The 22,760-nt window shown below is 61.7% G+C and carries 21 protein-coding genes and 1 pseudogene; 16 read left to right on the forward strand and 6 right to left on the reverse strand.

The window, feature by feature from the left end; genetic code table 11:
* The first annotated feature begins 48 nt into the window (after positions 1–48).
* Positions 49–1,374 carry a threonine/serine exporter family protein gene (locus ACVXZ4_RS09815; RefSeq protein WP_461794673.1) on the forward strand — a complete coding sequence of 442 codons (1,326 nt, stop codon included), beginning with the start codon at positions 49–51 and terminating at the stop codon, positions 1,372–1,374.
* A 559-nt stretch (positions 1,375–1,933) separates the two neighbouring features.
* On the opposite strand, the gene ACVXZ4_RS09820 is transcribed toward ACVXZ4_RS09815, so the two are convergent.
* From ACVXZ4_RS09820 to ACVXZ4_RS09830, 3 genes are all read right to left on the reverse strand, one after another.
* Positions 1,934–3,178, reverse strand: a complete 1,245-nt coding sequence (locus ACVXZ4_RS09820; RefSeq protein ID WP_461794674.1) for an IS256 family transposase — start codon at positions 3,176–3,178, stop codon at positions 1,934–1,936.
* Positions 3,179–3,259: 81 nt separating this feature from the next.
* A complete protein-coding gene (locus tag ACVXZ4_RS09825) occupies positions 3,260–3,511 on the reverse strand; it encodes a hypothetical protein (protein ID WP_461794675.1) in 252 nt (83 codons plus the stop codon).
* A gap of 1,266 nt (positions 3,512–4,777) precedes the next feature.
* The gene (locus ACVXZ4_RS09830) at positions 4,778–5,122 is read right to left on the reverse strand and encodes a hypothetical protein (RefSeq protein WP_461794676.1); all 345 of its coding nucleotides are present in this window, start codon (positions 5,120–5,122) and stop codon (positions 4,778–4,780) included.
* 289 nt (positions 5,123–5,411) lie between these two features.
* On the opposite strand from ACVXZ4_RS09830, the gene ACVXZ4_RS09835 reads away from it, so the two are divergent.
* The 10 genes from ACVXZ4_RS09835 to ACVXZ4_RS09880 all read left to right on the forward strand — a co-directional run bounded on the left by ACVXZ4_RS09835 (position 5,412) and on the right by ACVXZ4_RS09880 (position 16,639).
* Positions 5,412–6,101: a GAF and ANTAR domain-containing protein gene (locus tag ACVXZ4_RS09835; RefSeq protein ID WP_409158137.1), complete on the forward strand. Its 690-nt coding sequence runs from the start codon at positions 5,412–5,414 to the stop codon at positions 6,099–6,101.
* Positions 6,102–6,129: 28 nt separating this feature from the next.
* The gene (locus tag ACVXZ4_RS09840) at positions 6,130–6,861 is read left to right on the forward strand and encodes a GAF and ANTAR domain-containing protein (protein WP_461794677.1); all 732 of its coding nucleotides are present in this window, start codon (positions 6,130–6,132) and stop codon (positions 6,859–6,861) included.
* A 279-nt stretch (positions 6,862–7,140) separates the two neighbouring features.
* Entirely contained in the window at positions 7,141–7,722 is a 582-nt protein-coding gene (locus ACVXZ4_RS09845; RefSeq protein ID WP_461794678.1) for a recombinase family protein, read from the forward strand.
* Between the two features lie 244 nt (positions 7,723–7,966).
* Positions 7,967–8,176, forward strand: coding sequence for a hypothetical protein (locus tag ACVXZ4_RS09850; RefSeq protein WP_461794679.1), 210 nt, complete (start codon positions 7,967–7,969; stop codon positions 8,174–8,176).
* A 232-nt stretch (positions 8,177–8,408) separates the two neighbouring features.
* Positions 8,409–10,802, forward strand: a complete 2,394-nt coding sequence (locus ACVXZ4_RS09855) for a phosphoketolase family protein (protein ID WP_461794680.1) — start codon at positions 8,409–8,411, stop codon at positions 10,800–10,802.
* Complete coding sequence (locus ACVXZ4_RS09860) at positions 10,784–11,830, forward strand: class I fructose-bisphosphate aldolase (protein ID WP_461794681.1); 1,047 nt, start codon at positions 10,784–10,786, stop codon at positions 11,828–11,830. The genes ACVXZ4_RS09855 and ACVXZ4_RS09860 overlap by 19 nt, the downstream gene beginning before the upstream one ends.
* A 3-nt stretch (positions 11,831–11,833) precedes the next feature.
* Positions 11,834–12,469: a histidine phosphatase family protein gene (locus ACVXZ4_RS09865; RefSeq protein WP_461794682.1), complete on the forward strand. Its 636-nt coding sequence runs from the start codon at positions 11,834–11,836 to the stop codon at positions 12,467–12,469.
* Entirely contained in the window at positions 12,466–15,036 is a 2,571-nt protein-coding gene (locus tag ACVXZ4_RS09870) for a plasma-membrane proton-efflux P-type ATPase (protein ID WP_461794683.1), read from the forward strand. The genes ACVXZ4_RS09865 and ACVXZ4_RS09870 overlap by 4 nt, the downstream gene beginning before the upstream one ends.
* Before the next feature lie 52 nt (positions 15,037–15,088).
* Positions 15,089–15,508, forward strand: coding sequence for a polyphosphate kinase 2 family protein (locus tag ACVXZ4_RS09875; RefSeq protein WP_461794684.1), 420 nt, complete (start codon positions 15,089–15,091; stop codon positions 15,506–15,508).
* 3 nt (positions 15,509–15,511) lie between these two features.
* A complete protein-coding gene (locus tag ACVXZ4_RS09880) occupies positions 15,512–16,639 on the forward strand; it encodes an acetate/propionate family kinase (protein ID WP_461794685.1) in 1,128 nt (375 codons plus the stop codon).
* 957 nt (positions 16,640–17,596) lie between these two features.
* Here the strand turns inward: ACVXZ4_RS09880 and ACVXZ4_RS09885 are convergent.
* Together ACVXZ4_RS09885 and ACVXZ4_RS09890 are read right to left on the reverse strand one after the other, a co-directional pair.
* Complete coding sequence (locus ACVXZ4_RS09885; RefSeq protein ID WP_461794686.1) at positions 17,597–18,304, reverse strand: lysostaphin resistance A-like protein; 708 nt, start codon at positions 18,302–18,304, stop codon at positions 17,597–17,599.
* A 171-nt stretch (positions 18,305–18,475) separates the two neighbouring features.
* On the reverse strand, positions 18,476–18,628 hold the full coding sequence (locus tag ACVXZ4_RS09890) for a hypothetical protein (protein ID WP_461794687.1): 153 nt from the start codon (positions 18,626–18,628) through the stop codon (positions 18,476–18,478).
* Positions 18,629–18,976: 348 nt separating this feature from the next.
* Here ACVXZ4_RS09890 and ACVXZ4_RS09895 point away from each other — a divergent pair, with 348 nt between their 5' ends.
* From ACVXZ4_RS09895 to ACVXZ4_RS09915, 5 genes and pseudogenes are all read left to right on the forward strand, one after another.
* On the forward strand, positions 18,977–19,141 hold the full coding sequence (locus ACVXZ4_RS09895; RefSeq protein WP_461794688.1) for a hypothetical protein: 165 nt from the start codon (positions 18,977–18,979) through the stop codon (positions 19,139–19,141).
* Between the two features lie 301 nt (positions 19,142–19,442).
* Positions 19,443–19,601 (forward strand): annotated as a pseudogene (locus ACVXZ4_RS09900) (ATP-binding cassette domain-containing protein); the annotation flags it as partial.
* 199 nt (positions 19,602–19,800) lie between these two features.
* Positions 19,801–19,947, forward strand: a complete 147-nt coding sequence (locus ACVXZ4_RS09905) for a hypothetical protein (protein WP_461794689.1) — start codon at positions 19,801–19,803, stop codon at positions 19,945–19,947.
* A gap of 87 nt (positions 19,948–20,034) precedes the next feature.
* Positions 20,035–20,424, forward strand: coding sequence for a hypothetical protein (locus ACVXZ4_RS09910; RefSeq protein ID WP_461794690.1), 390 nt, complete (start codon positions 20,035–20,037; stop codon positions 20,422–20,424).
* A 4-nt stretch (positions 20,425–20,428) separates the two neighbouring features.
* Positions 20,429–21,511 (forward strand): VanZ family protein, encoded by a 1,083-nt coding sequence (locus tag ACVXZ4_RS09915; RefSeq protein WP_461794691.1) that lies wholly within the window; start codon positions 20,429–20,431, stop codon positions 21,509–21,511.
* A gap of 26 nt (positions 21,512–21,537) precedes the next feature.
* Here ACVXZ4_RS09915 and ACVXZ4_RS09920 read toward each other — a convergent pair whose 3' ends face one another.
* Positions 21,538–22,734 carry an MFS transporter gene (locus tag ACVXZ4_RS09920; RefSeq protein ID WP_116284413.1) on the reverse strand — a complete coding sequence of 399 codons (1,197 nt, stop codon included), beginning with the start codon at positions 22,732–22,734 and terminating at the stop codon, positions 21,538–21,540.
* Between the last annotated feature and the right edge of the window lie 26 nt (positions 22,735–22,760).

Below are 22,760 nucleotides of genomic sequence, written 5' to 3' on the forward strand. Positions count from 1 at the left end.
CACGGTCCACGATGTGGCTTCCGGTGACGGATGCAGCACAATCGACCTATGGCATCCTCAGCGCGGTCGTGGCTAGCCCGGCGTATCGCCGGCGTGCTGAAGTCTGCGGTCGCAGATTCCCCAGTCTCGGCGGACCAACTGGAGGCACGAGACGTTCTCAACATGCTTGACGCGTTTGCCCTCGCGCTGGTCGAGACTGGCCAGGCCACGAACGATGTTGAACAGACCCTTTATGCGATCGCGAAGACCTACGATCTCAGCGATCTCACGGCCGTTGTTCTGCCTACATTCGTGATTCTGCAATCTGCTTCGGCCAGAGGGGACGTGCTGATCCAGTCGGCGGCTACCTCGGGCAACCGACTGGATCAAACCGGTGCGGTCGAAGTGCTTGTTGCCCAGGCCTTGAGAAAAGAACTTGCGCCGCGCGAGGCCGTCCGCGCGCTGCAAGCTGCAATGATCGTGAAGCCACGCTTTGGGAAGGGGCTCGCGCTGCTCGGCCACATCATCCTCACGGTCGGTTTCGGCATGGTGATCAATCCAACAGCGGCCGCGATTCCGGCGTACGCGATTCTGGGTGCAGGGGTAGGCGGCCTTGTGCTGCTATCCCGGAGATTTGCGGGCCTCGTTTCGGCCGTTCCAGTGGTCGCTGCCTTCGCCGTGACGATCGTGACGGCTCTCTGGCTCGGGCACCTCGTCGGCGATACCCCGTTGCGCATCATTGCGCCGCCCCTAGTCTCGTTCCTGCCTGGAATGACTCTGACGATCGCCGCTATCGAGCTCAGCAGCAACCAGGTGATTTCGGGCGCGAGCCGCCTCGTCTTCGGCGTCGGGCAGCTTCTGCTCCTGACGTTCGGCGTATTCGCCGCAGCCACCGTGGTCGGAGGTCTCCACAGCGGCGGGCATCAGCCCGCCCTGGGATGGTGGGCGGGACTGGTTGGAGTTGCTCTTGTCGCGCTCGGCTTCACACTGTTTATGTCAGCGCCAAAAGGGGCATTTCTCTGGCTCGTTCTCGCGTTGGCGGTCTGTTACGGAGCCCAAGCTCTGGGCGTGCTCGCCCTCGGCGCGGCACTTTCTGGCTTCGTCGGCGCCCTTGTCGTGGCCCCATTCGCGCGCTTCGCTACGCGCTTCCGCACCGCACCGCCAGCGTCTGTCATGAGTCTCGCCTGCTTCTGGTTGCTCGTGCCCGGCGCTCTGGGATTCATCGGACTGAGCGGCGTCTCAGAGGGACAATCGAACGCGTTACACAGCCTGACGAGCGCTGGCATCTCGGTGCTGGCCGTCGCGCTTGGGGCCATCGTAGGCATCAGCGTGAGTCGCGATGCCGGGCGGCTGGGTCGGTTAGCGGGAAAGACATTTCGGCGCGTGGGTCGTTAGCTAACAGATTTTCCATGCTCGGCCGCTACAGAATTCGGGAAGCCAACGGTGGATTGTGCCCCGGACTTGCTCGTCACCGAAACGAACGCATCAGTGATCCGAGAAGGTAGACGCACTTCTGGCACAACGCCTGAGACGCGGCGGCTCCGCCGTGGTACTGACCTCGCCTACCATGCGATAGCAGCCTCACAGGCAAGCCAGACATGCGCCGCAGCGCAAACCGGACGGCCTATGGAATGCTTTTTCCTCTATCGTTAGAGCTCGCTGGACCCCACCTTTTGCCCGGATCGGCCGCCCGTAAGCGGAACCTGCAGGGGAGTGCTTTGCAAAGGTTTGGCCGCATCGGCGCAACGGCTACGGTGCCCTATGTGCTGAACTGAGGCTGGGAATGAGAGAGTTGCTGTTCTCCGGAGTTCAGACCGCCCGCTGGTTCTATGAACTGGTGGAGAGCCTCTGCAAGTGACGGAAAGGTGAACCATTGAAACCCGTGGCGCAACAACAGGTCACGTCCCGCTGAGTGGTGGAGTTTCTCAACACCGTGCGGGTCAGTTGTTCTAGTTTAGGCGGCGGTCAGTTCGGGGAGTATTACCGCCTCGTCGAGGACCTCGAGGGGGTTGTTCATGGTGGCCAGCTCGAGCATGGAGGCTTCGGAGAAGTAGCGGCGTTCGCCGGCCTCCCACTCGTCGTGCTGCTCGATCAGAACCGACCCGGCCAGGCGCAGGAGGGCGGCAGCGTTGGGGAACACGCCGACGACGTCAGTGCGGCGTTTGATCTCCTTGTTCACCCGTTCGAGCGGGTTCGTGGACCAGATCTGGCGCCAGTGCCGCCTGGGGAACGCGGCGAAGGCGAGCAGGTCGGGTTGCGCGTCGACGAGCATCGCGGCGACCTTCGGGTGCGAGCGGCCGAGCATCGTGGTCACCTCGAGGAACTGCTTCTCGATGTGCTCGCGATCGGGCTGGGCGAAGATGGTGCGGATGATCGAGGCGACCATGTCCTGGGATCCCTTCGGGATCACGGCGAGGACGTTGCGCATGAAATGCACCCGGCATCTTTGCCAGCCGGCGCCCTGGAACACGGTCCCGATGGCCTTCTTCAGGCCGGTGTGAGCGTCAGACATGACCAGCTTGACCCCGTCGAGGCCGCGGGTCTTCAGCGACCGCAGAAAGCTAGTCCAGAAGCCCTCGTTCTCGCTGTCACCGACGTCGAAACCGAGCACTTCCCGGCGGCCGTCAGCGGCCACTCCAACCGCCACGACGATGGCTTGGGACACGATCCGGTGCCCGACCCGGGCCTTGCAGTAGGTGGCGTCGAGGAACACGTAGGGGAAGTCCTGCGCGGCGAGGGTGCGGTCACGGAACTCGGCGACCTCGGCGTCCAGGCCTGCGCAGATCCGGGACACTTCCGACTTGGAGATCCCGGTGTCCGCGCCAAGCGCTTTGACCAGGTCGTCGACTTTCCGGGTCGAGACGCCATGGACGTAGGCCTCCATCACGACCGCGAACAACGCCTGATCCACCCGGCGGCGCCGCTCAAGGAGCGCCGGGAAAAACGAGCCGGCGCGCAGCTTGGGGATCTTCAGATCAAGGTCGCCGGCCGTCGTTGACAAGGTCCTCGGTCGGGTGCCGTTGCGGTGGGTGGTGCGTTCGTGGGAGCGCTCGAACGGGGCGGCACCGATGAACGCGGCCGCTTCCGCATCGATCAGTTCTTGATAGAGAGTTTCGGTCGCGACGCGGATTCGATCGGTGACATCGGTGAGTTTGAGTTCTCCCAGCAGGTCGAGCAGGGCAGACTGATCTAGAGCCATCGTGTGGTGTCCTTTGTGAGTTGCTTTAGTCGGTACTCACTGACCATCCCACGGTGGCTCTTCACGTCGACGAAGCAACGCTCAAGAGCGGGAAACCACACCACTCAAGGGGACGTAACCCAACAACATCACCTCGAACTGTTGGTTGTTCTCTTCTACAAAGCCCAGCAGACTGCACGCGTCGGTCTCGGGCAGTCGCCGATCGAGCACTCGCCATTGCGAGGCGGATAGCGGCTGGACCAGAATGTCCTCTTCGGTCGGTATGAGGCAGGTGTCTTCGGCACCGTTCACCGTGCACGCCGGCCCACCGGAGCCGAAGAACGTGTTTACCATTTGTGGCCTCCTGGCCGCGAAATTTCGTGAATACAAAGTTACTGAGAGTTCATCGCCCGATCGGGATGACCGTCACTGGTGTGCGTCGCGCGCTCCAGTGCTTGCATTTGACGGTACGGTTCCTCGAGGGGAGTGACCTGAGTTGACAAGGCGAAAAAAACTGTGGCGGCTTTGTCCCACAAGTGACACTGGCTGCACTCTTGGGCCCGGTCCAATCGGGTTCCCGTCTGCGCGACGAAGATGTGCCCTACAGGACTGATGAGACCAATCGTGTTGCCGTCGAGGCTGATTTCTTCTGTCTACTCGTTCAGATCGATTACCACGAGCTGTGCTGTCCGGATCCGGCCGTCGAACCAGTTCACCTTCAGCCGCACCGTATCTGCCTGCAGGGTGTCCTATGGCGGAACCCAGCCCACGGACGAAGCACAGTCTCCCGTGTAGGGAAATATCGCAGATGTAGAAGACGGTTCCTTCTCGACGCCGTCATGCCACCGAAGCGCCCGGGTCGGTCGTCTTGCGTTGGTGATCGTCATCAGCACTCCAGAGTTCTCCGACAGAGAAGCGACCGGGGTCTGAAGTTGCTGTATCGACAGGATACGCCCGAAGTAGATAAATCCGATAAACAAATTTCGCTTCGCTCGTGGTTTAGGCGGCACTCCGACGGTGGGGTTTGAAAGACACTCGGCTGATTTGGACAACCGTTGTGGCTGAAGCCGAGAGTTCCTGCCCTGGACGGCCAGCGACCGCTGATTCCTGTGCTCGCAAAGCACAGGAAGGATCAGGTGTGGCCTGAATGCCTTCTCTCAAGCGGCCCCCTCCATCATGCCTCGGAGTGAAGAAGCTTGAGAGCCTGCTCGCAGTCCTAGGCGATGATCAAAAAGATCGCATTTGACATTTCGTTTTTGCTTGATCCCGAAATGATTCGCTAGCGGTCAGCCTTCTCGCCATGGACGAGCGAGGTCTCGTTCCGGCGATAGTGAGGGCTGGTGAATTCAGCGGGCGAGGCTGAGTATTCCACGATGCGGAAGTGTTCCGTAGAGCCGCTGTACCTTGGCCCTGTGACGAAGGCGGCTGCTGCTAGTCGAAGTGAGGAAACATACGCCCATCGAGGTGGCTCCGTTGTCCAGAGCAGCTCGTAGCGCGAATACCTCATACGCTCAATGAAACCGAGAACGCGGCCTGGGTCCGACAGCAGCGCTCGGGCGTCCACCACCCGCCAGTCCGTGCGAGATATTCGGACCAGTTCTAAACCGTCTCCGATCAATGTCAGCTGACCCATGAAAGATTCCCATCGGCTCGCATGTGATCAATTTTGGCCTGAGAGGCTGAAACGTGCAGGATAGCGGAATCCATCGTTTCGAACGTTGTCCATACAAAGTTGTCTGCAATTTGCATCACTTCGTATTGACCGGCCCGTTCATCCACGAACGCCACCATTCGACCGGGGTTCCCTTCGGCGACTCGACTGTCGCAAACCCTCCACGAGTGTGGCGAAACCAGTTCGAGAATTAACGCTTCGTCAGAAAGTTGCCGCACACCAGCGCTCGCGCCGGCGCAGGCAACTCGAAAATCTTCGACAAAATTTTTAGGAGAAACGGGTGCGCCAAACATAGTGTCCTCGATTCGATTGCGAAATCAACCAACACCGAGGGCAAGAGTGACTTTGGTAAGTGTGCCGCCCACAATCAGTGAAGTCAATCGATACGGCGGTGAGATGTTCTCAGACTCCAGGCCGGTACCGAAAACAACCGATCACCGAACTTTCTGGCGGAGTGGCTGGTGACGGATGCGGGCCTATGCGATAGCGTTGCAGAACTGTCCCGGCCCCTGGCAGCTCGACTGCGAAAGGTCCGGATGTTTTATCGTTCACTACCGCCGACTGCGCCAGCGGATCACCGCAATGATGGCTGAGAAGAGTGGATACCCAGCTGCGGCGCGCAATCCAGCGAAACTGGATTTGTGTCAGCCGTTCCTCAATGACCTCCCCATTTCGGGAGCTTCGGTCACGGTGATCAGCTCCTCGAAAGCGCAAGTGGCCTTGTGCGCCAGCGATACGGTCGCCGCTCGCCTCGATGAGCTCCAGTTCGAATTAGGTGAGGGACCCCAGTGGGTTGCAACCGAGACCGGCGTCGCTGTGCTGCTGCCAGACGTCGCTTCTGCCCCCCATGATCGATGGCCGGTATTTGCCGCATCGATCGGCCAGCTGAACATCGGGGCCATCTTCTCCATCCCCATACGGATGGGAGCAGTCACCGTAGGCGCGGCCACGTTATACCGAGACACCCCTGGTGGGTTGAACGAAGACCATCAATCATCCGCTCTCGCCATTGCGTCCGCGATCGCCAGCACCGCCATACAACGAGCCATCACCTTCGCCACCGACGACGAGATTTCCGAATCGGTAGCGGTACCGGCACTACGCCGGGAAGTGCATCAAGCCACAGGCATGATCCTGGTCCAACTAGACACCACCGCAACCGTCGCCTATTCACGGCTACAGGCTTACGCTTTCGCTCACGGACGCACAGTCCTCTCGGTCGCTCGCGACGTGGTTACCCGTGCTCTCACATTTGATAACTTGCCCCTCTAAACCCGTCACATAGCAGGAGACCATCAGAATGATCACCGAAAGCAGAGAAGCTCAGCTCAGTGCTGCGTTCGTGAAACTCGCCGACACCCTCGTCACAGACTTTGACGTGGTCGACCTCCTCCACTGGTTGGTCGAAAAATGCACACGCATTCTGGATACCCAAGCAGGAGGCCTCCTTCTCGTCGACGCCGTAGGGGTGTTGCAACTCATCGCCTCCACCAGCGAAGAAGCGCAACTTGTCGAAGTGCTCCAACTCGCCGCCGGGGAAGGGCCCTGCCTTGACTGCTTCCGCACCGGCACTGCGGTCACTGTCGGCAACATGCATGTCAATTCCGGAAAGTGGCCCACGTTTAGTGCCGAAGCCATTAGGCAAGGGTTCCTATCCGTGCACGCAACGCCACTGCGACTCCGCGGGCAGATCATCGGCACCATGAACCTGTTCAGCACCCACACCGGAGAACTAAACCCGGCCGATATCGCCGTCGCCCAAGCGCTAGCAGACGTCGCCACCATCGGCATACTTCAAGAACGCACCATTAAGAGCTCAAGTATCGTGACCGCGCAACTTCAACATGCCCTCGATTCTCGGATACTGATCGAACAAGCCAAAGGAGTTCTCGCTGCTATTTCCGGGATGACCATGAACGACGCTTTCATCGCGATTCGTGCCCATGCCAGAAACCACAACCTCACCCTCGCGAAGGTCGCCGACGGGGTCATCGCACGCACTTTGGAGGTCACCGCCACGCCCGTGAAATGAAATAGGTCCCCAACGCAACGACCGAAAAGTATCAAAGCGTGCCTCCGCGCTCTCTTCCCAACGTTCGAGGACCCAGTTCCGCAACAGCCCGCAGCCCGCGGGCCGCCGCCCGATGTATCCACGTCACTGCCCGAAAGCCGGACGGTTATCGGACGGGAATTTATTTCCTCCAGGAGCAGCCAATTGTCGGGGCTTGCAGCCTAGGAAGGGTGCCCGGGTGGGGGCCGCTTACGGGATTGTTCTTGACCCCTCGACCGGGCGAAGTGCACCGTTCGAACCATGAATGAATTTTTGATCGGATACGCACGCGTGTCCACGAATGAGCAAGATCTCACCGCCCAACAAAACGCCTTGGAAGCTCTCGGCGTTAGATCGAACCTGATCTACACCGACCATGGTCTCACCGGCACCAACCGAGCACGCCCCGGCCTCCGCGAAGCACTCGCCGCCTGCCGGAACGGCGACACTCTCGTGGTTGCCAAACTCGACCGACTGGCTCGCTCACTTCGGGATGCGAAAGACATCATCGACGAACTCACCCTCAAGGGCGTCAAGCTCAGCATCGGCGGATCCGTCCACGATCCGACCGACCCGGTCGGACGCCTGCTGTTCAATGTCCTGGCGATGGTGGCAGAGTTCGAATCCGACCTCATCCGCGCCCGAACACGAGAAGGGATGCAAGTGGCGAAAGCGAAAGGCCACTTACGGGGCAAGCAACCGAAGCTATCGACAGCTCAGCAACGCCACCTGATGGAAGTGCACCGGGCGGGCACGCATTCCACAAGCGAGCTCGCTGAGCTGTTCAACGTCGCCCGCTCCACCGTGTACCGCACCGTCCAACGACAGTCGGTCGACCGCTGAAACATACCGGCCGGCTCCCGTTGCCGAGCCAAACAACTCAGCAACGGGACAACCGACACCAGGGGGCCGTAGCAGCCGTTTCAAACGTCGAGCCGTGTCACATGGGAACGGCGAACGCGATGGTGTCTGTCAAGTTTTATTCGTCGTGCGCACATCAACATCGCCCCCGCAGGCGCTCCGCGCACGGCTGCTGTTGTCTGCAGGATCGAGGGCGTGCCAGCTAGTGCAGTCATAGAGTGGTTTCATGGGCAAATACTTTCAGCGAATGGGTGCCAAGGATTGGGTCGCGTGGGCCTTCTACCTATTAGCAGCCCTTGTTGCTGTCGGCGGGTTGATTTGGCACTTCGCCACGTGGCCGTCCGCCTTTTTGCTCATCATTGGGGCCATCATTCGCCTCGCCGGCAGGAACCCAAACGCGCGCAACGCCCAGGAGAACGACCCAAATCGTCGATAGCGCTCCATAGACCGGTCCTCCCCAGCACCAACGCTCCCGCGCGGGTGTAACTTCCCGGGCCCTTGAGCGCGAGTGGGCTATAGCGAGCTCGGGCACTGCCGAAATCGGTTCGGCGACCAATTGACCGTGAGCATGGTCAACGTCGTTGACATGGGCAGATCGACATACGTACCGTTGAATGCTGCTCCGGTCCCTGGCGGCGGATTCCGTCCGCAACCGCAGAGGACCTGCCATGTCTCACCCCACGATGATCCGCCCGAGCGCGGAGCCGTTGTCCGCCGAAGAGCTCACGCTGATAAACGCGTATTGGCGGGCGACGAATTACCTGTCGGTCGGCCAGATCTATCTCTACGACAACCCGCTGTTGCGAGAACCGCTCGTGCTCAAGCACGTGAAGCCCCTGGTCGTGGGGCACTGGGGAACGACGCCCGGGCAAAACTTCATCTACGTTCACCTGAACAGGGCGATCAAGAAGTACGACCTCGACATGTTCTACGTGGCGGGGCCGGGCCACGGCGGTGCGGCGCTGGTCGGGAACACCTATCTCGAGGGTAGTTACAGCGAGATCTATCCGGATGTCAGCCAAGACGAGGCTGGAATGAAGCGGCTCTTCACGCAGTTCTCGTTCCCAGGCGGGATCTCCAGCCATGTCGCCCCCACCACACCTGGCTCCATTCACGAGGGCGGTGAGTTGGGGTATTCGCTTAGCCACGCGTTCGGCGCGGTGTTCGACAATCCCGACCTGATCGTCGCTTGCGTGATCGGGGACGGCGAGGCAGAGACGGGGCCGTTGGCGACGTCGTGGCAGTCCAACAAATTCCTGGACACGGTCTCCGATGGCGCCGTGCTGCCGATTCTTCACCTGAACGGGTACAAGATCAGTAACCCAACGATCCTGGCGCGTATCGAAGCCGAGGAACTCGACCAGTTCCTGCGCGGCTGCGGCTGGGATCCCTTCTTCGTCGAGGGCGACGACCCGGAGCTGATGCACCAACTCATGGCGGCTGCCACTGATCGCGCCATCGAGCGCATCCAGCAGATCCGATCGGAGGCACGCGCGAACGGCACCGCCAGCCGGCCGCGCTGGCCCATGATCGTGCTTCGCTCTCCCAAGGGCTGGACCGGACCGAAGATTGTCGACGGGCTCGCGGTGGAGGGCACCTTTCGCTCCCATCAGGTGCCGCTGCTGGTGGATCCGGAGCATCCGGAGCACGTGGCGCAACTGGAGGACTGGATGAGAAGCTACCGGCCCGAGGAGCTGTTCGACCCTGCCGGTCGGCTGATACCGGAGTTGGCAGAACTGGCGCCGAAGGGTGGAAGCCGGATGGGGGCGAATCCGCACACCAACGGTGGTGTGCTTCTGCAGGATCTGCGGATGCCGGACTTCCAGAGCCACGCGGTGGAGGTCGTCTCACCCGGCGCGGTCGAGGCCTCGGACATGTCCGTCCTTGGGGAGTTTCTGCGTGACGTTGCCAGCCTTAACGACGACAGCCGCAACTTCCGGATCTTCGGTCCTGACGAGACCCTCTCAAACAAGCTCGACGCCGTCTTCGAGGTCACCAACCGACAGTGGGATGCCCGCACAGTTGAGAACGACGAGTTCCTGTCGCCGACCGGACGAGTGCTGGATTCGATGCTCAGCGAGCACCAGTGCGAGGGCTGGCTCGAAGGCTATCTGCTGACCGGCAGGCACGGACTGTTCAACTGTTACGAAGCTTTCATCCACATCGTCGACTCGATGTTCAACCAGCACGCGAAGTGGCTGAAGGTCACCACCCAGTTGCCGTGGCGCCGCAAGATCTCCTCGTTGAATTACGTCCTGAGCTCCCACGTGTGGCAGCAGGACCACAACGGGTTCACCCACCAGGATCCGGGTTTTCTCGATCATGTGGTGAACAAGAAGGCGGACATCGTGCGGGTTTATCTACCGCCAGACGCGAACTGCCTGCTGTCGGTGGCCGATCATTGCCTGCGCAGCCGCAACTACGTGAATGTGATCGTCGCGGGCAAGCATCCGATGCCGCAGTGGTTGACCATGGACCAGGCCCTCGTGCACTGCACCGAGGGGATCGGAATCTGGGAATGGGCCAGCAGCGACCAGGGCAGCGAACCGGATATCGTTCTGGCCTGCTGCGGCGACACGCCGACCCTGGAGGTGTTGGGTGCCGTTTCGATCCTGCGGGAATATCTTCCGGAGGTGAAAATCCGCGTGATTAACGTGGTGGATCTGATGAAATTGCAGCCGGCTGCCGAGCACCCGCATGGTCTGAGCGAGACAGACTACGACTCCCTCTTCACCACGGACAAGCCGATCGTGTTCGCCTTCCACGGCTACCCGTGGCTGATCCACCGGCTGACCTACCGTCGCACGAACCGCAACATCCATGTGCGCGGATACGATGAAGAGGGCACCATCACGACGCCCTTCGACATGCGGGTTCAGAACAAATTGGACCGCTATCACCTCGTCCAGGATGTCGTCGATCGGCTCCCGAACCTCGGCGCTCCCGGTGCCTACCTGAAGCAGATGACCGCCGACAAACTTGTCGAGCACGACGCATACATCGACAAGCACGGCCAGGACATGCCTGAAATCAGGAACTGGAAATGGAATTCGGGCGCATGAGCGCGGCCGATCTAGCCGAAACCGCGGCACGCCTCGTCGCGGATGGCAAAGGGCTGTTGGCGATCGACGAGAGTATCAAGACCTGCAACAAGCGATTTGCAAAAGTCGGGGTCCCGCAGACCGAGCAGGCGCGTCGAGACTATCGGGAGCTGTTGATCACTACCCCGGGGCTGAGTGAATCGATCAGCGGAGTCATCCTCTATGACGAAACCATTCGCCAGCACACGGCGGAAGGGATCTCCTTTCTGGAACTGCTGTCAGTGAGTGGCATCATCCCCGGCATCAAGGTTGATACTGGCACCACGCGGCTTGCCGGGCATCCCGGCGAGAAGATCACCGAAGGTCTCGATGGCCTCCGCGCTCGTCTGGTCGAATACGAGCGGATGGGAGCGCAGTTTGCCAAGTGGCGCGCGGTGCTCACGATCGGGAAGGGGCGTCCCACCGCCAGCTGCGTCGAGGCGAACGCGCAGGCGCTGGCCCGCTACGCGACCCTATGTCAGGAAGCCGGCCTGGTGCCGGTGGTGGAGCCGGAACTGCTGATGACGGGGGACCACACGCTGCAGGATTGCGCGAAAGCTACAGAGCGCGTCCTGCGCACCCTCTTCGTCCAGCTGCAAAGTCAGGGTGTGCTGCTCGAGGGCATGATTCTGAAGCCGAACATGATCCTGCCGGGATCTCGTTCACAGCAAAACGTGTCGCCGGAGGAGGTGGCAGACGTCACTCTGCGCTGCCTGCTGCGAACCGTCCCTGCCGCGGTGCCGGCCATCGCGTTCCTCTCTGGCGGTCAACCGGCGGAACTGGCATCTGCCCGCCTCAACGCCATGAACGCCCGGGATCGGCGGCCGCCACTACCGTGGGCGGTGTCGTTCTCCTACGGTCGTGCCATCCAGCAGCCCGCTCTGCACATCTGGAAGGGCCGCCCCTCCCACGTGGGCGCGGCGCAGGGAGCACTCGCCCATCGTGCGGCGTGCAACGCGGCTGCCCGTCAGGGTCGCTACGACGCCACTGCTGAGCAGACCGCAGCCTGACTCATGAGCAACGCGATCACCACCATGCCGGTACGCGTGTATTTCATTCGCCACGGCGAGACACCATGGTCGCTGACCGGCCAGCACACCGGTCACACGGATCTGCCCCTGACCGGGCATGGCGAGGAGCAGGCCTCCGCGCTCGGGTCTCTGCTGCGCGGAATCGAGTTCACCCGTGTGCTCACCAGCCCGATGCAGCGCGCACGGCAAACCTGCCACCTGTCAGGGATCCAGCCGCCGGCAGTGGTCGATCCCGACCTCTCCGAGTGGAACTACGGAAGCTTCGAGGGCCAGAAGACCGTCGACATTCGGCGCGACCGTCCCGGCTGGAACGTGTTCCGCGATGGCTGCCCCGCCGGAGAGTCAACGGAGCAGATCGGATCACGAGCGGATCGCCTGATCGTGCGGCTCCGTTCCCTGGAAGGGAAAGTCGCCCTCTTCTCCCACGGCCAGTTCGGCGCGGTTCTCGCCGCGCACTGGATCGGGTTACCGGTGCTGGAGGGGCAACATTTCACCCTCGATGCCGCATCCCTCAGCATTTTGGGCTACTCGCCAGCCCATCCGGATGTCCCCGTCATCGCGCTGTGGAACGAGACTTTGGTGGCGCCGCATCGCCCAAGTAGAGGGACAGAGATATGACGAAGACCAGCACCACACCGCAAAGCCCACACAATCGCAAGGGCACGAAACCACGAGCGCGGCCGCCGAAAGGTTCCTCCTTAACAGCCAATGAGCTGAAGATGATTCCGTTGCCTGAGTTGGAGAAGAAGCTCGAGTCCTCTCCTGAGGGGATCAGCCAGACCGAGGCGACCGCGCGTCTGGCCAGGTACGGAGCGAATGAGATCGCGGAAAAGAAGACCAACCAAATCCTGAAGTTTCTTGGCTACTTTTGGGGGCCGATCCCGTGGATGATCGAAGCGGCAGTGATCCTCTCGGCAGTGCTCGCGCACTGGCCGGACTTCTTCATCATCCTGGTCCTGCTGCTGGCGAACGCGGTAGTCGGGTTCACCGAGGAACGCCAAGCGGGCAACGCCGTAGAGGCGTTGAAAGCTGAATTGGCGATCACTGCCACGGCCAAACGCGACGGAAAGTGGGCCGAGCGCCCCGCGCGCGAACTGGTGCCCGGAGATGTGATTCGCGTTCGACTTGGCGACATAGTTCCCGCGGATGTGAGGCTCTTGGCGGGCGACCCGGTCGAGGTCGATCAATCGGCACTAACCGGCGAGTCCCTCCCGGTGACCCTGAAAGCGGGCGACGCCGCATACTCGGGCTCGATCCTGCGCCACGGGGAGACGGACGGGCTGGTATACGCGACGGGCTCCGGTACTTATTTCGGCGCGACCGCGCGTCTCGTTCAAGAAGCCCACACCGTCAGCCATTTCCAGCGCGCGGTGTTGAGGATCGGCAACTTTCTGATCATCCTCGCCGTGGTGCTGGTGACGGTCATTGTCGTCGTCGCGATCGTCCGCGGTGACCCGATCTTGACCACCATCCAGTTCGCTCTGGTGCTCCTGGTCGCAGCGATCCCGGTCGCGATGCCGACCGTCTTGTCGGTGACGATGGCGGTGGGAGCCCGCAAGCTGGCGAAGAAGAAGGCGATCGTGACGCGACTGTCGGCGATCGAGGAGCTCGCCGGAGTGGACATCCTCTGTTCAGACAAGACCGGGACCCTCACCCAAAACAAGCTGACGCTCGGCGACCCGTACATCGTCGGCGGAGTGGATGCAGCCCGCGTCATTCTCGACGCAGCGTTGGCGTCCCGCGCCGAGGACAAAGACACGATCGACCTGGCAGTGATCGGCGGCGTTACCGCAGACCAGAAGCTCGCTAGCTACACAATTACGGGGTTCACACCTTTCGACCCGGTGCACAAACGCACCGAAGCAAAGGTCAGGCCCCCAAAAGGCCACTCGTTCACCGTCACCAAGGGTGCTCCCCAGGTGATTCTGAAGATGTCCCAGAACTCAGCCACTATCAAGCCAGCGGTCGATAAAGCGGTTGCCGCGTTCGCTGCTCGCGGCTACCGATCCTTGGGAGTCGCACGAGCAACCCAGAAAGGACATTGGACGTTCGAGGGGGTGCTCCCTCTCTTCGATCCGCCGCGGAAGGATGCGAAAGCGACGATCGCCGAGGCCAGCAAAATGGGCATCGCCGTCAAAATGGTCACCGGCGATCAGCTCGCGATCGCTCAAGAGACCGCGAAGAAGCTCGGAATGGGCTCCGAGATTCTGGATGCCGACGGTCTCGGCGACTCGAAACGCACGGAGAGTGCCGCAACTGCCGCCTCCATCGAGGAGGCGGACGGTTTCGCCCAGGTGTTCCCGGAGCACAAGTTTCATATCGTCGATGTGCTGCAAAAAAGGGGTCACATTGTCGGCATGACCGGTGACGGGGTCAACGACGCTCCTGCCCTGAAAGAGGCGGACTGCGGCATCGCGGTCTCCGGCGCCACTGACGCCGCTCGAGCCGCAGCGGCGATCGTGCTGACCACGCCCGGCCTCTCGGTGATCATCGATGCGATCAAAGAGAGCCGCAGGATCTTCCAGCGGATGAACAGCTATGCGATCTACCGCATCGCGGAGACATTACGGGTGCTGCTGTTCATGACGGCCGCAATCCTGATCTTCAACTTCTATCCGTTGACCGCGATCATGATCGTCATCCTCGCTTTGATGAACGACGGCGCCATCCTCTCGATCGCCTACGACCACGTCCGCTTCAGGAACGCTCCCGAGAAGTGGAACATGCGCCTAGTACTGGGAGTCTCCAGCGTGTTGGGAGTCCTTGGGGTCATCGCCGTGTTCCTTCTCTTTTTTCTCGGCAGGGACGTCTTCCATCTGACCCGCCCCGAACTGCAGACGATGATGTATCTCAAACTCTCCGTCGCGGGTCACCTAACCATCTTCCTGACCCGAACCCGAGGCCCGTTCTGGTCGCAACGACCCGCCCGGATTTTGGTGATCGCCGTCGCGGGCACCCAAGCGATGGCGACCTGCTTTGCGCTGTTCGGGATCCTCATGGCTCCACTGCCGTGGGGGTGGGTTGCATTTGTGTGGGGGTGGGCACTGGCGTGGGCGTTGCTCAACGACCGAATCAAGTTGCTTGCTTACCGGATCTTCGACCCACCCCGCAAAGTGTCCACAGGCGGCGCACATACCTCGATCAAAGGCCCCGCGGGTCGCGCCCAACCCGCCGGGCAGCGCTAACCGTGATCGCGACACGCCGGTACCCGCACGGGCAAGAGCACCGGGAAGCGACATGAAGCTGCACAAGAAAGTCGTCGAGAGTTTGGTTGTCCAGCGCGGCGATCCGGCGGGCCTGCAGCGGCGCACTTGCCTCGTGAAAATCTTCCTTCACCACTCGGAGGAAGAACAAAAGAACCGCCTTTTGGTGCGGCCGGACGACCCGAACAAATTTTGGAGATTCGCTGCCGCCGACCTCGCCGAGCGCGCATACTTCGACGACTACACTCGCGATCACGAAGCTGCGATTACGGCCACCTCAACCTCGTGGGCGCCCTGGCACGTCATCCCCGCGGACCACAGATACGAGTGCCGCGCGATCGTGGGCGGAAACGTCTCCCACATGATCAACCACCTCGATCTGCAACCACCCACTTTCACTAAGGCAGGGCTAGCGACCCTGAACAAAGTCAGACGCGCACTTCTGGCGGTGTGACCGGTGTCGAAGATTCTGGTCATCAACGTCGGGTCGTCGTCATGCAAGGTGACCATCGTCGGTGCGGAAGGGCCGGAGGAAATCGATACGGGGGATGAGTCGCCCATGACGTGGGACGCGGCCCGCTGGCGCGAACTCGCCCGACACCAGGGTCCGGCGTTTGAGCCCGACTACGTGCTGCACCGATTCGTGCACGGCGGCGGAGTCTTTCACGGCCCCACCGTGATCACCGGGTCAACGAGGGCTCAACTCGAGACGGTCGCGCCATTGGCGCCGCTTCATACACGCAACGCACTGGCCGTGGTTGATGTTCTCGCACAGGTATTCTCGGGGGCGATCGCGATCGCCTGCTTCGATACGACTTTCCACGAGACCCTCGCGCCGGCGGCCTACACCTACGCGGTCCCGTCTGAGTGGCGGGAGGCGCACGGGATGCGTAAATACGGTTTCCACGGCTTCGCCCACGACTACGCCAATGCACGAGGACGGGAGTTGGTCGGAGCCCGGAAGGTCCGCCGCGTACTGAGCTGCCACCTGGGCTCCGGATCGTCGCTGGCCGCCATCGTTGACGGATTGAGCGTCGATACCACGATGGGGTTCACGCCGGTCGACGGTTTGGTGATGGCGACCCGCCCAGGCTCCCTCGACCCGGGCGCGATTGTCTGGTTGCTGAGTACCACGTCGATCGACGTTGCGACGATGTCTTCTGCGCTCGAACGTTCGTCCGGACTGACCGGTATCGCCGGACATGACGATATGAGGATCATCATGCGCGACGCGGAGGCAGGCGACCTACGATCCACCTTGGCCTACGACGTGTGGCTACACCGGCTAGTCGGCAAGATGGGCGAAATGATCGCGACGATGGGCGGGGTTGACCTCATCGTCTTTGGTGGTGGCATTGGCGAACGGGCCGGACGCGCTAGGGCGGACGCAGTGGGATCGCTCGCGTTCCTCGGGCTCGAACTCGACGAAACGGCCAACCGCGCGGGCGGCTCGGATCGTCTCGTCAGCAACTCGCGCTCGGCAGTTGCGGTCGCGGCGATCACAGCTCGGGAAGACCTGGCGATGATCCGGCGCGCGAGCGCGACCGGGCTCATGGTCGGCGTCACCGATCCAAGCGCCCACTGAATCTTCGTCTGAGGTGACGCGGGTCGGAGCGATCAGTCGACTCGTTTGCTTGGCCAACGTGCGCTGGGCACGGAACAGGATTGTTGCGATAGCCGTTCCGCTTGCGGGCGTCATAGTTGGCTGAGTTCGATGGCCATCATCGATTGCATTGGTAAAGTTCCGGGCATCATGAAGACGCTAACCGCAGCGTTTGGTCGCCTAAGAACTGTCATCTAGTAGTGCAGCAGACCCAAGCGCCCGCAATAACTTGGCGCCAGATCGCCAACACATCATCGGCCACCGCACGACGGAACAATATGGCGCGCCCGCATTCCCGCGGACGCGCCATTTTTCGTTTCTGGCACGAAGTGCGCGAGGAAGACGCGATCGTTACCTGCCCAATTCGCCTGAGAAGCACCAACAAGAATGGCCCGCACGATCGTAAACCGATCGTTCGGGCCACTCTCTGATCGTAATTCGGCCAAAGCCTGAATCACTCGCTGTGAGTGGTTCACGAAATCGCTTCTGGCCCACCATCATTGGCCTCTGAGAAACATCACGAAATGCCATTCCACGCGATAACTCGAACTTTTCCACGGGCACGCGTTCTCTCCAATGAATAGCTGGCTTTTCATGCTTTCTTCAAGGTGAATCGAAGGTCGTGCCAAGTCGTCGGATGGAGCGCTGCTTCGGGTCCCAAGACGACCAATTTCTTTCTCGCGCGTCGGGTCTGGCCGCCTGCGCAGAGGATGTTACGTTGCGTCTATCTGATTTGCGACGTACGGTGCGAGCGGTCGTCATCCCCGGACCCCAGGGCACTTCTCGCCGCAGTTACTCCCTGCATAACTGCGTTGGTCCAGTGCGGGCTTCGGCCGGACGAACCTTGACCGTGAGCCCCCTCGACTTAAGCGTTTAATCAATTCCAGACGGCCACACGATCCACCAGCAGCGGTTGGGACGATAAGGCGCGTCAGGGACCTAGCTGGTGACTGCGGCGATGATGACGGGCAGAAAGAGGGCAATCGCGTTGTTGACGCCGTGCAGCAAGACGCCCGGCCAGATCGAGTGTGACCAACGGAACAGGAGGGCAGTCAGAATTCCGACAAAGAATGCGACGACCATGACGGGGTTGATCCCGTGGGCGACCGCGAAGACAGCCGCGCTTGCGATGATGCCGATCCATGCGCCGAGCCGGGCAATGAGGACATTCGCGATCAGGCCGCGAAAGAGCGCTTCCTCCCCTATCGGCGTGAGGATCGAGCCGGCGACAAATGTCAGCGCGATCGACAGCAGGCCGCCTGCCGCGCCTGCCTGGTAGGTCGTCTGCACGTTCTGAGCATCGTTGCTGATCATCGTGTAGACGGCGGTGCCCACAGAACCGATCAGGAATGCGACGATTCCGAGCCCTACGCCGACGATCAGCTGACGTTTCGTGGCTCGGCGGAATCCGAAGGCAGACAACCCCCTTTTTCGGATGAGGACTGCGACCGCCACTGCGATCAGTCCCATCAGTCCGGACACGACGAGCCCGACGACCCCGGCAATCGCATCGTCTTGAATGAGAGGTAGGAGGAGTGCGACGGGCGCGTACAATGCTGCGAAGACCGCCACGCCAACAAGGAGTTCTGGCCATCCTGGCGCGGTCTGTTCTCTTTTGACGAACCTCTTGTTCGTGGACGCGGTCATGTGACGTCCTGGGGGGAGGTTGTGTTCATCGTACTCAGGTACTACTCGGTTGCTCGCATCATGGTTGCTCCATGGCATTGCTGCTTCTCCGTTTTTTTGACTTTTGACTTTCGACAACTGCGATTCAATGCCATGCCCTAAGGGCAGGGTCAAGGTCATTCTGAAACAGGGTCACTTCTTCGGCGCATCAGCGTCACAGAGAGCCTGGTCGAGGGTGTCGATGACGATCGTGTATCGCTCCAGCAGTTCCTCTTCCGGTCCATCGAAGATGGCCCACGGCAAAGCGGTGGCGGTGACGGTGAACGCCATGCCATCCGCTGTCACGGCGTTCCGGGTCTGGAATCCGGGAATGTCTCCCGAATGACCCCAGGCCGTTGCGCAGCTGACCCGACGCTCTCAATTCCCGGTCCGGACTGGGAACCGGGCAGTAGATCCTCGCCCGTGGGTACCCCGTCAGCATCTGCGTCATCGTGATCTCATCCACGAGCCTGCCTCCCAGATCAGCACGCATGAACTCGTTGAGCTCGCTCGGAGTCGAGACCATTGCGCCAGCCGCCCATTTTCAAACCAAGGGGCAGCCTGCTTGAGTACCAGAGCGCCTTGCGCTCAGCAGACACCGCCAGCTGGGAACGACCGGGACTTTGCATCACTCCCGAAGGGAACCCGCTCCTGATGACCCAGGGGCTCACGGGATGGAACACCGACGCCGAAGCGATTGAGGAGTTCCTCGACAACGACGAAGGACCCGAACAAGGCTGGCTCGGGCCGTGCGGCCATGTGCGCGGCAACGGCATCGACCCGGCCACCGGTGATCTCAAAATGGGTAGGGCTGGCTGATTCGACGAGATATTCGCAATATACGACGACCATCTCAAGGGCGACAACCCGTCGGGCGACGTTTCGACACAGGGCAAGCGCGCTGCCTATCTCGACCTCTCTCTGATGTTCGCTACCAAGCAAATCGAGCCGGCGAAGGGCAGCTTTGAACTCCGAATCAGGAAGTGAGACCACCACCGTGCTCATCTAATTCGGAGGGGCCGACGCTTCGGTTGACTATGCCCCAAGGACACGGTGTTGGCTGAAGCCATCGGCGGCACTCGCCGCCAGTTGTAGTTACGCAAGACTCGGAGTTGAACCTGTGATCGAAGCCCACTCTCTGACCAAGCGGTACGGCTCGAAGACTGCCGTCGACTCCATTGACTTCACCGCCCGCCCAGGCTTGGTGACGGGCTTTCTCGGCCCAAACAGCGCCGGCAAGTCGACCACAATGCGGATGATCATCGGCCTCGACCGCCCCTGCGTTCGGGACTCCGGACTGCGTCGGTTCCCCGGCTCAACGCCATGCGGCGGATCATCGGTGACCCGCGCGCCGCCTGGCGCAATGTCTCTGCCGTCGCACTGCTCGGGGTCATTGCGTCCTACCTCTCCAAAATCCCCATAGACCCTGCTGCGCTGGGTATCTCCGTCGGGTCGACCTTCTGCTCGCCACGCCGTTCATGAGCCAGTTCGGGCTCGAGGCATCAGGGGTGCTGCTCATTGGCGCCACCGTGCTCTCGGGTGTCGCGCTCACCGTCGGGGTCGCGGAAATGTGCCGGCCCCTCCAACACCAGATCCTCACGCAGGCAACTCGACGTAACGACTGACCCGCCATACAGAAATTGAAAGAGGCCAACATGACTGAAACCATCACTCGAGAGTACGCAGCGACCACGAAGCGGAGGTTCCCCCGGTTGGCTATCGCCACCATGGCCGTGGTGGGAGCGGTTCTGGGCATCAGCGGGTGCGGCGTTCTCGACCCGTCACAGGCCGTGACTTACGAGGTCGGCGTTGTTTCAGGAACCAGCGACGGCGCCTTATTGCAGGTGGAATACAGCAGTCGCGAGACCGGCCTGAGCGAGCGGCAGACGATCGAGGAAACGGTCGACCTGTCGACTGCCCCGCTGCAGTTCGAGACCATCGGTCGAGCCGCCGATGACGTGTCGATCTCCGTGGTGGGCGTGCCCGGCATCATCCTTCAGTGCACGGTGCTGCTGGACGGCGTCGCCGTCACCGAGCAACAGTCGAGCGCGGCTGGCGACGGCGTTGTCTGCGCCGCCACGACACCCACCGCGCAGGATTGATGGAATGAGCAGCCCGGTCGCATCCGGCATGATCGCCGTCATCGGTGGCGTCGTCGTTGCTGCGCTCCTCTTCGTGCCCTTCGTCGCCGTTCAGGTGCGTCGATATGGTTCCCTCACTCTGGGAAGAACGCTGGTTGCCCTGACCGTTCCGGTCTATGCGTTGGCGCTCGTGACATACACGCTCCTCCCACTGCCCAGCGACATCGTCGCACTGTGCATCGAGGGTGGCGCCGGGGTACAACTGCGGCCAGGTCAGTTCGCGCTCGACATCGTGCGGGAACAGTCCACAAGCCCCGGTCTTCTGCGGAACCCCGCAGTGCAACAGTTCGCTCTGAACGTGGCTCTGTTCCTGCCACTCGGGGTATTGGTACGTTTGCTCCTCAGCCGCGGCGCGGTGGTCACACTGCTGGTGGGGGTCGGTGCGAGCGCGCTCATCGAGCTGACGCAGGTCACGGGAGTCTGGGGGCTCTACCCCTGCGCATACCGGCTTCTCGATGTCGACGACCTGATCGCGAACACGTCCGGAGTGCTGGTCGGGTGGCTCGTTGCACCCCTGCTGGCATTCTTGCGTCGGGGCGACGGGCTGGCGCCAGCAGCTCCGCGTGCTCTGACCAGGCGCCGGCGGTTGCTGGGGATGCTGTGTGACGTCGTGATCGCATCGTGGGTGACCCTCGTCATCACCGCGATCTACAGCGCAATCACGCTCACCGCCACCGGGCTGGCACCTGCCGCCCACGGGGCTGCAGACATCATCATCGGCTTAGGCGTTGCGCTGTCATTCCTCGGCACGCTGCTGTGGACGAGCCGGACTCCCGGGGAAACAGTCGTACGATTGCGCCCGCAGAACCGGCCGTCCGTGCCGGGCGCAGTTGTCAGGTGGTCGCTGGGCATCGGTGGGTTTCTGCTTTTGCAACTGCTCGCGCCCGACAGCATCCTGGACGCGGTCTTCGCGTTCATCACGATCGTCGGTGTTCTATTCACGAGCAACCACCGTGGGCTCGCCTATCGCGTACTGGAATGGCAGATCGAGGATGACCGCGCGCCGCACACGAGATCCGTTCCGCTCGCGGCCGGGAACTCTGACTGAAACCCTGAGGTCGAGGCATGGCAGTGCTAGTTGATCGATAACGGTACCGGGAATGCTTGGGCCTTGAGCAACGCGCGCTTATGCAGCGCAGCGACAGTGAGGAACACCACCAGTCCTACCGACGTGAGCCCGGCACCGACGACTGGCAAGGCGTTGTAGTCGAACCCGCGGCGGAGCACCTCCCCGCCCACGGCGGACCCGAGACTCACGCCCGCCAAGAACGACGCCGAGGCGATGGCTGAGATAAACGGCGATGTCACGTTCGCCACTTCGACGGCGAACGACTGCAGGGGTGGGACCATGCCGAACCCGGCGGCGCCGAGGACGCCGAGCAAGACAATGACGGCGACGATGTTCGTGTCGAGGAACGAAAACGCGATGAGAGCCCCGATCAGTACGACCATCGCCGTCACGGTCGTTGCGCGGACGGATCTGTCAGCGAAGACTCCTGCAAAGTGGGTTCCCGCTACCAACCCGACCCCGAAGACGAGAAGCAGCCAGACGACCGTGCCGTGCGAGGCGCCGGACCGCTCTTGGAGCATCGGTTCGACGTAGGTGAACATGATGAACAGGCCGCCGTAAGCGAGTGCCATCGCGGCGTAGGTGAGCCAGAGCCTTCCAGTGCGAAGGGCTGTGCCCACGCTGCCGGATGCTGCAACTACGGCCTCGGATTTCAAAGGCAAGACGGCGACGAGTCCAAAGAGGGAGATGACTGCGAGAACTGTGACAAACCAGAACACGCTCCTCCAACCCCAGGCGTTACCGGCGAGGTTTCCGATGACGACCCCGAGGACGTTGGAGATGGTCAGGCCAGAGAAGACCAGCGCGATGGCGCGCCCGCGGCGGGCGGGCGTGACGATGTCGCTGGCGATCGTAATCGCGACCCCCATGAAAGCGCCGAGCATGGCACCAGCGAGCGCGCGGCTCAGTACGACGAGGAGGAGTGTGGGCGACAGAGCTGTACCGATATTTGCGAAGAGAAAAACCGTCACCAGCATGACGGTGAGCAGCTTGTGAGGCACGCGGAGCGTCGCTGCGGCGATGAGCGGCCCGCCTATGACGCCGCCTAGCGCGAATCCGGTCGTGATCAGTCCCGCGTCGGCGACCGGAACACCGAATCCGTCAGCGACGGACAGCAGCTGACCGTTCGGGGCGAACTCGGCGGTTCCAAGAGCGAATGACGTCAGCGCGAGAGCGTACAAGGGAAGCGGGGATGATCTCATTCATCCATGCTCGATCGACACGGGCG

The sequence above is a fragment of the Lacisediminihabitans sp. FW035 genome, assembly GCF_054880895.1.

Excerpts from the sequence above, each read along its gene's own strand:
- ACVXZ4_RS09920 (WP_116284413.1), bottom strand. The coding sequence starts at position 22,734 with ATGAGATCATCCCCGCTTCCCTTGTACGCTCTCGCGCTGACGTCATTC.
- ACVXZ4_RS09820 (WP_461794674.1), bottom strand. The coding sequence starts at position 3,178 with ATGGCTCTAGATCAGTCTGCCCTGCTCGACCTGCTGGGAGAACTCAAA.
- ACVXZ4_RS09830 (WP_461794676.1), bottom strand. The coding sequence starts at position 5,122 with ATGTTTGGCGCACCCGTTTCTCCTAAAAATTTTGTCGAAGATTTTCGA.
- ACVXZ4_RS09825 (WP_461794675.1), bottom strand. The coding sequence starts at position 3,511 with ATGGTAAACACGTTCTTCGGCTCCGGTGGGCCGGCGTGCACGGTGAAC.
- ACVXZ4_RS09845 (WP_461794678.1), top strand. The coding sequence starts at position 7,141 with ATGAATGAATTTTTGATCGGATACGCACGCGTGTCCACGAATGAGCAA.
- ACVXZ4_RS09905 (WP_461794689.1), top strand. The coding sequence starts at position 19,801 with ATGAGCCAGTTCGGGCTCGAGGCATCAGGGGTGCTGCTCATTGGCGCC.
- ACVXZ4_RS09915 (WP_461794691.1), top strand. The coding sequence starts at position 20,429 with ATGAGCAGCCCGGTCGCATCCGGCATGATCGCCGTCATCGGTGGCGTC.
- ACVXZ4_RS09870 (WP_461794683.1), top strand. The coding sequence starts at position 12,466 with ATGACGAAGACCAGCACCACACCGCAAAGCCCACACAATCGCAAGGGC.
- ACVXZ4_RS09815 (WP_461794673.1), top strand. The coding sequence starts at position 49 with ATGGCATCCTCAGCGCGGTCGTGGCTAGCCCGGCGTATCGCCGGCGTG.
- ACVXZ4_RS09875 (WP_461794684.1), top strand. The coding sequence starts at position 15,089 with ATGAAGCTGCACAAGAAAGTCGTCGAGAGTTTGGTTGTCCAGCGCGGC.
- ACVXZ4_RS09895 (WP_461794688.1), top strand. The coding sequence starts at position 18,977 with ATGACCCAGGGGCTCACGGGATGGAACACCGACGCCGAAGCGATTGAG.
- ACVXZ4_RS09840 (WP_461794677.1), top strand. The coding sequence starts at position 6,130 with ATGATCACCGAAAGCAGAGAAGCTCAGCTCAGTGCTGCGTTCGTGAAA.
- ACVXZ4_RS09860 (WP_461794681.1), top strand. The coding sequence starts at position 10,784 with ATGGAATTCGGGCGCATGAGCGCGGCCGATCTAGCCGAAACCGCGGCA.
- ACVXZ4_RS09855 (WP_461794680.1), top strand. The coding sequence starts at position 8,409 with ATGTCTCACCCCACGATGATCCGCCCGAGCGCGGAGCCGTTGTCCGCC.
- ACVXZ4_RS09885 (WP_461794686.1), bottom strand. The coding sequence starts at position 18,304 with ATGACCGCGTCCACGAACAAGAGGTTCGTCAAAAGAGAACAGACCGCG.
- ACVXZ4_RS09850 (WP_461794679.1), top strand. The coding sequence starts at position 7,967 with ATGGGCAAATACTTTCAGCGAATGGGTGCCAAGGATTGGGTCGCGTGG.
- ACVXZ4_RS09865 (WP_461794682.1), top strand. The coding sequence starts at position 11,834 with ATGAGCAACGCGATCACCACCATGCCGGTACGCGTGTATTTCATTCGC.
- ACVXZ4_RS09835 (WP_409158137.1), top strand. The coding sequence starts at position 5,412 with ATGATGGCTGAGAAGAGTGGATACCCAGCTGCGGCGCGCAATCCAGCG.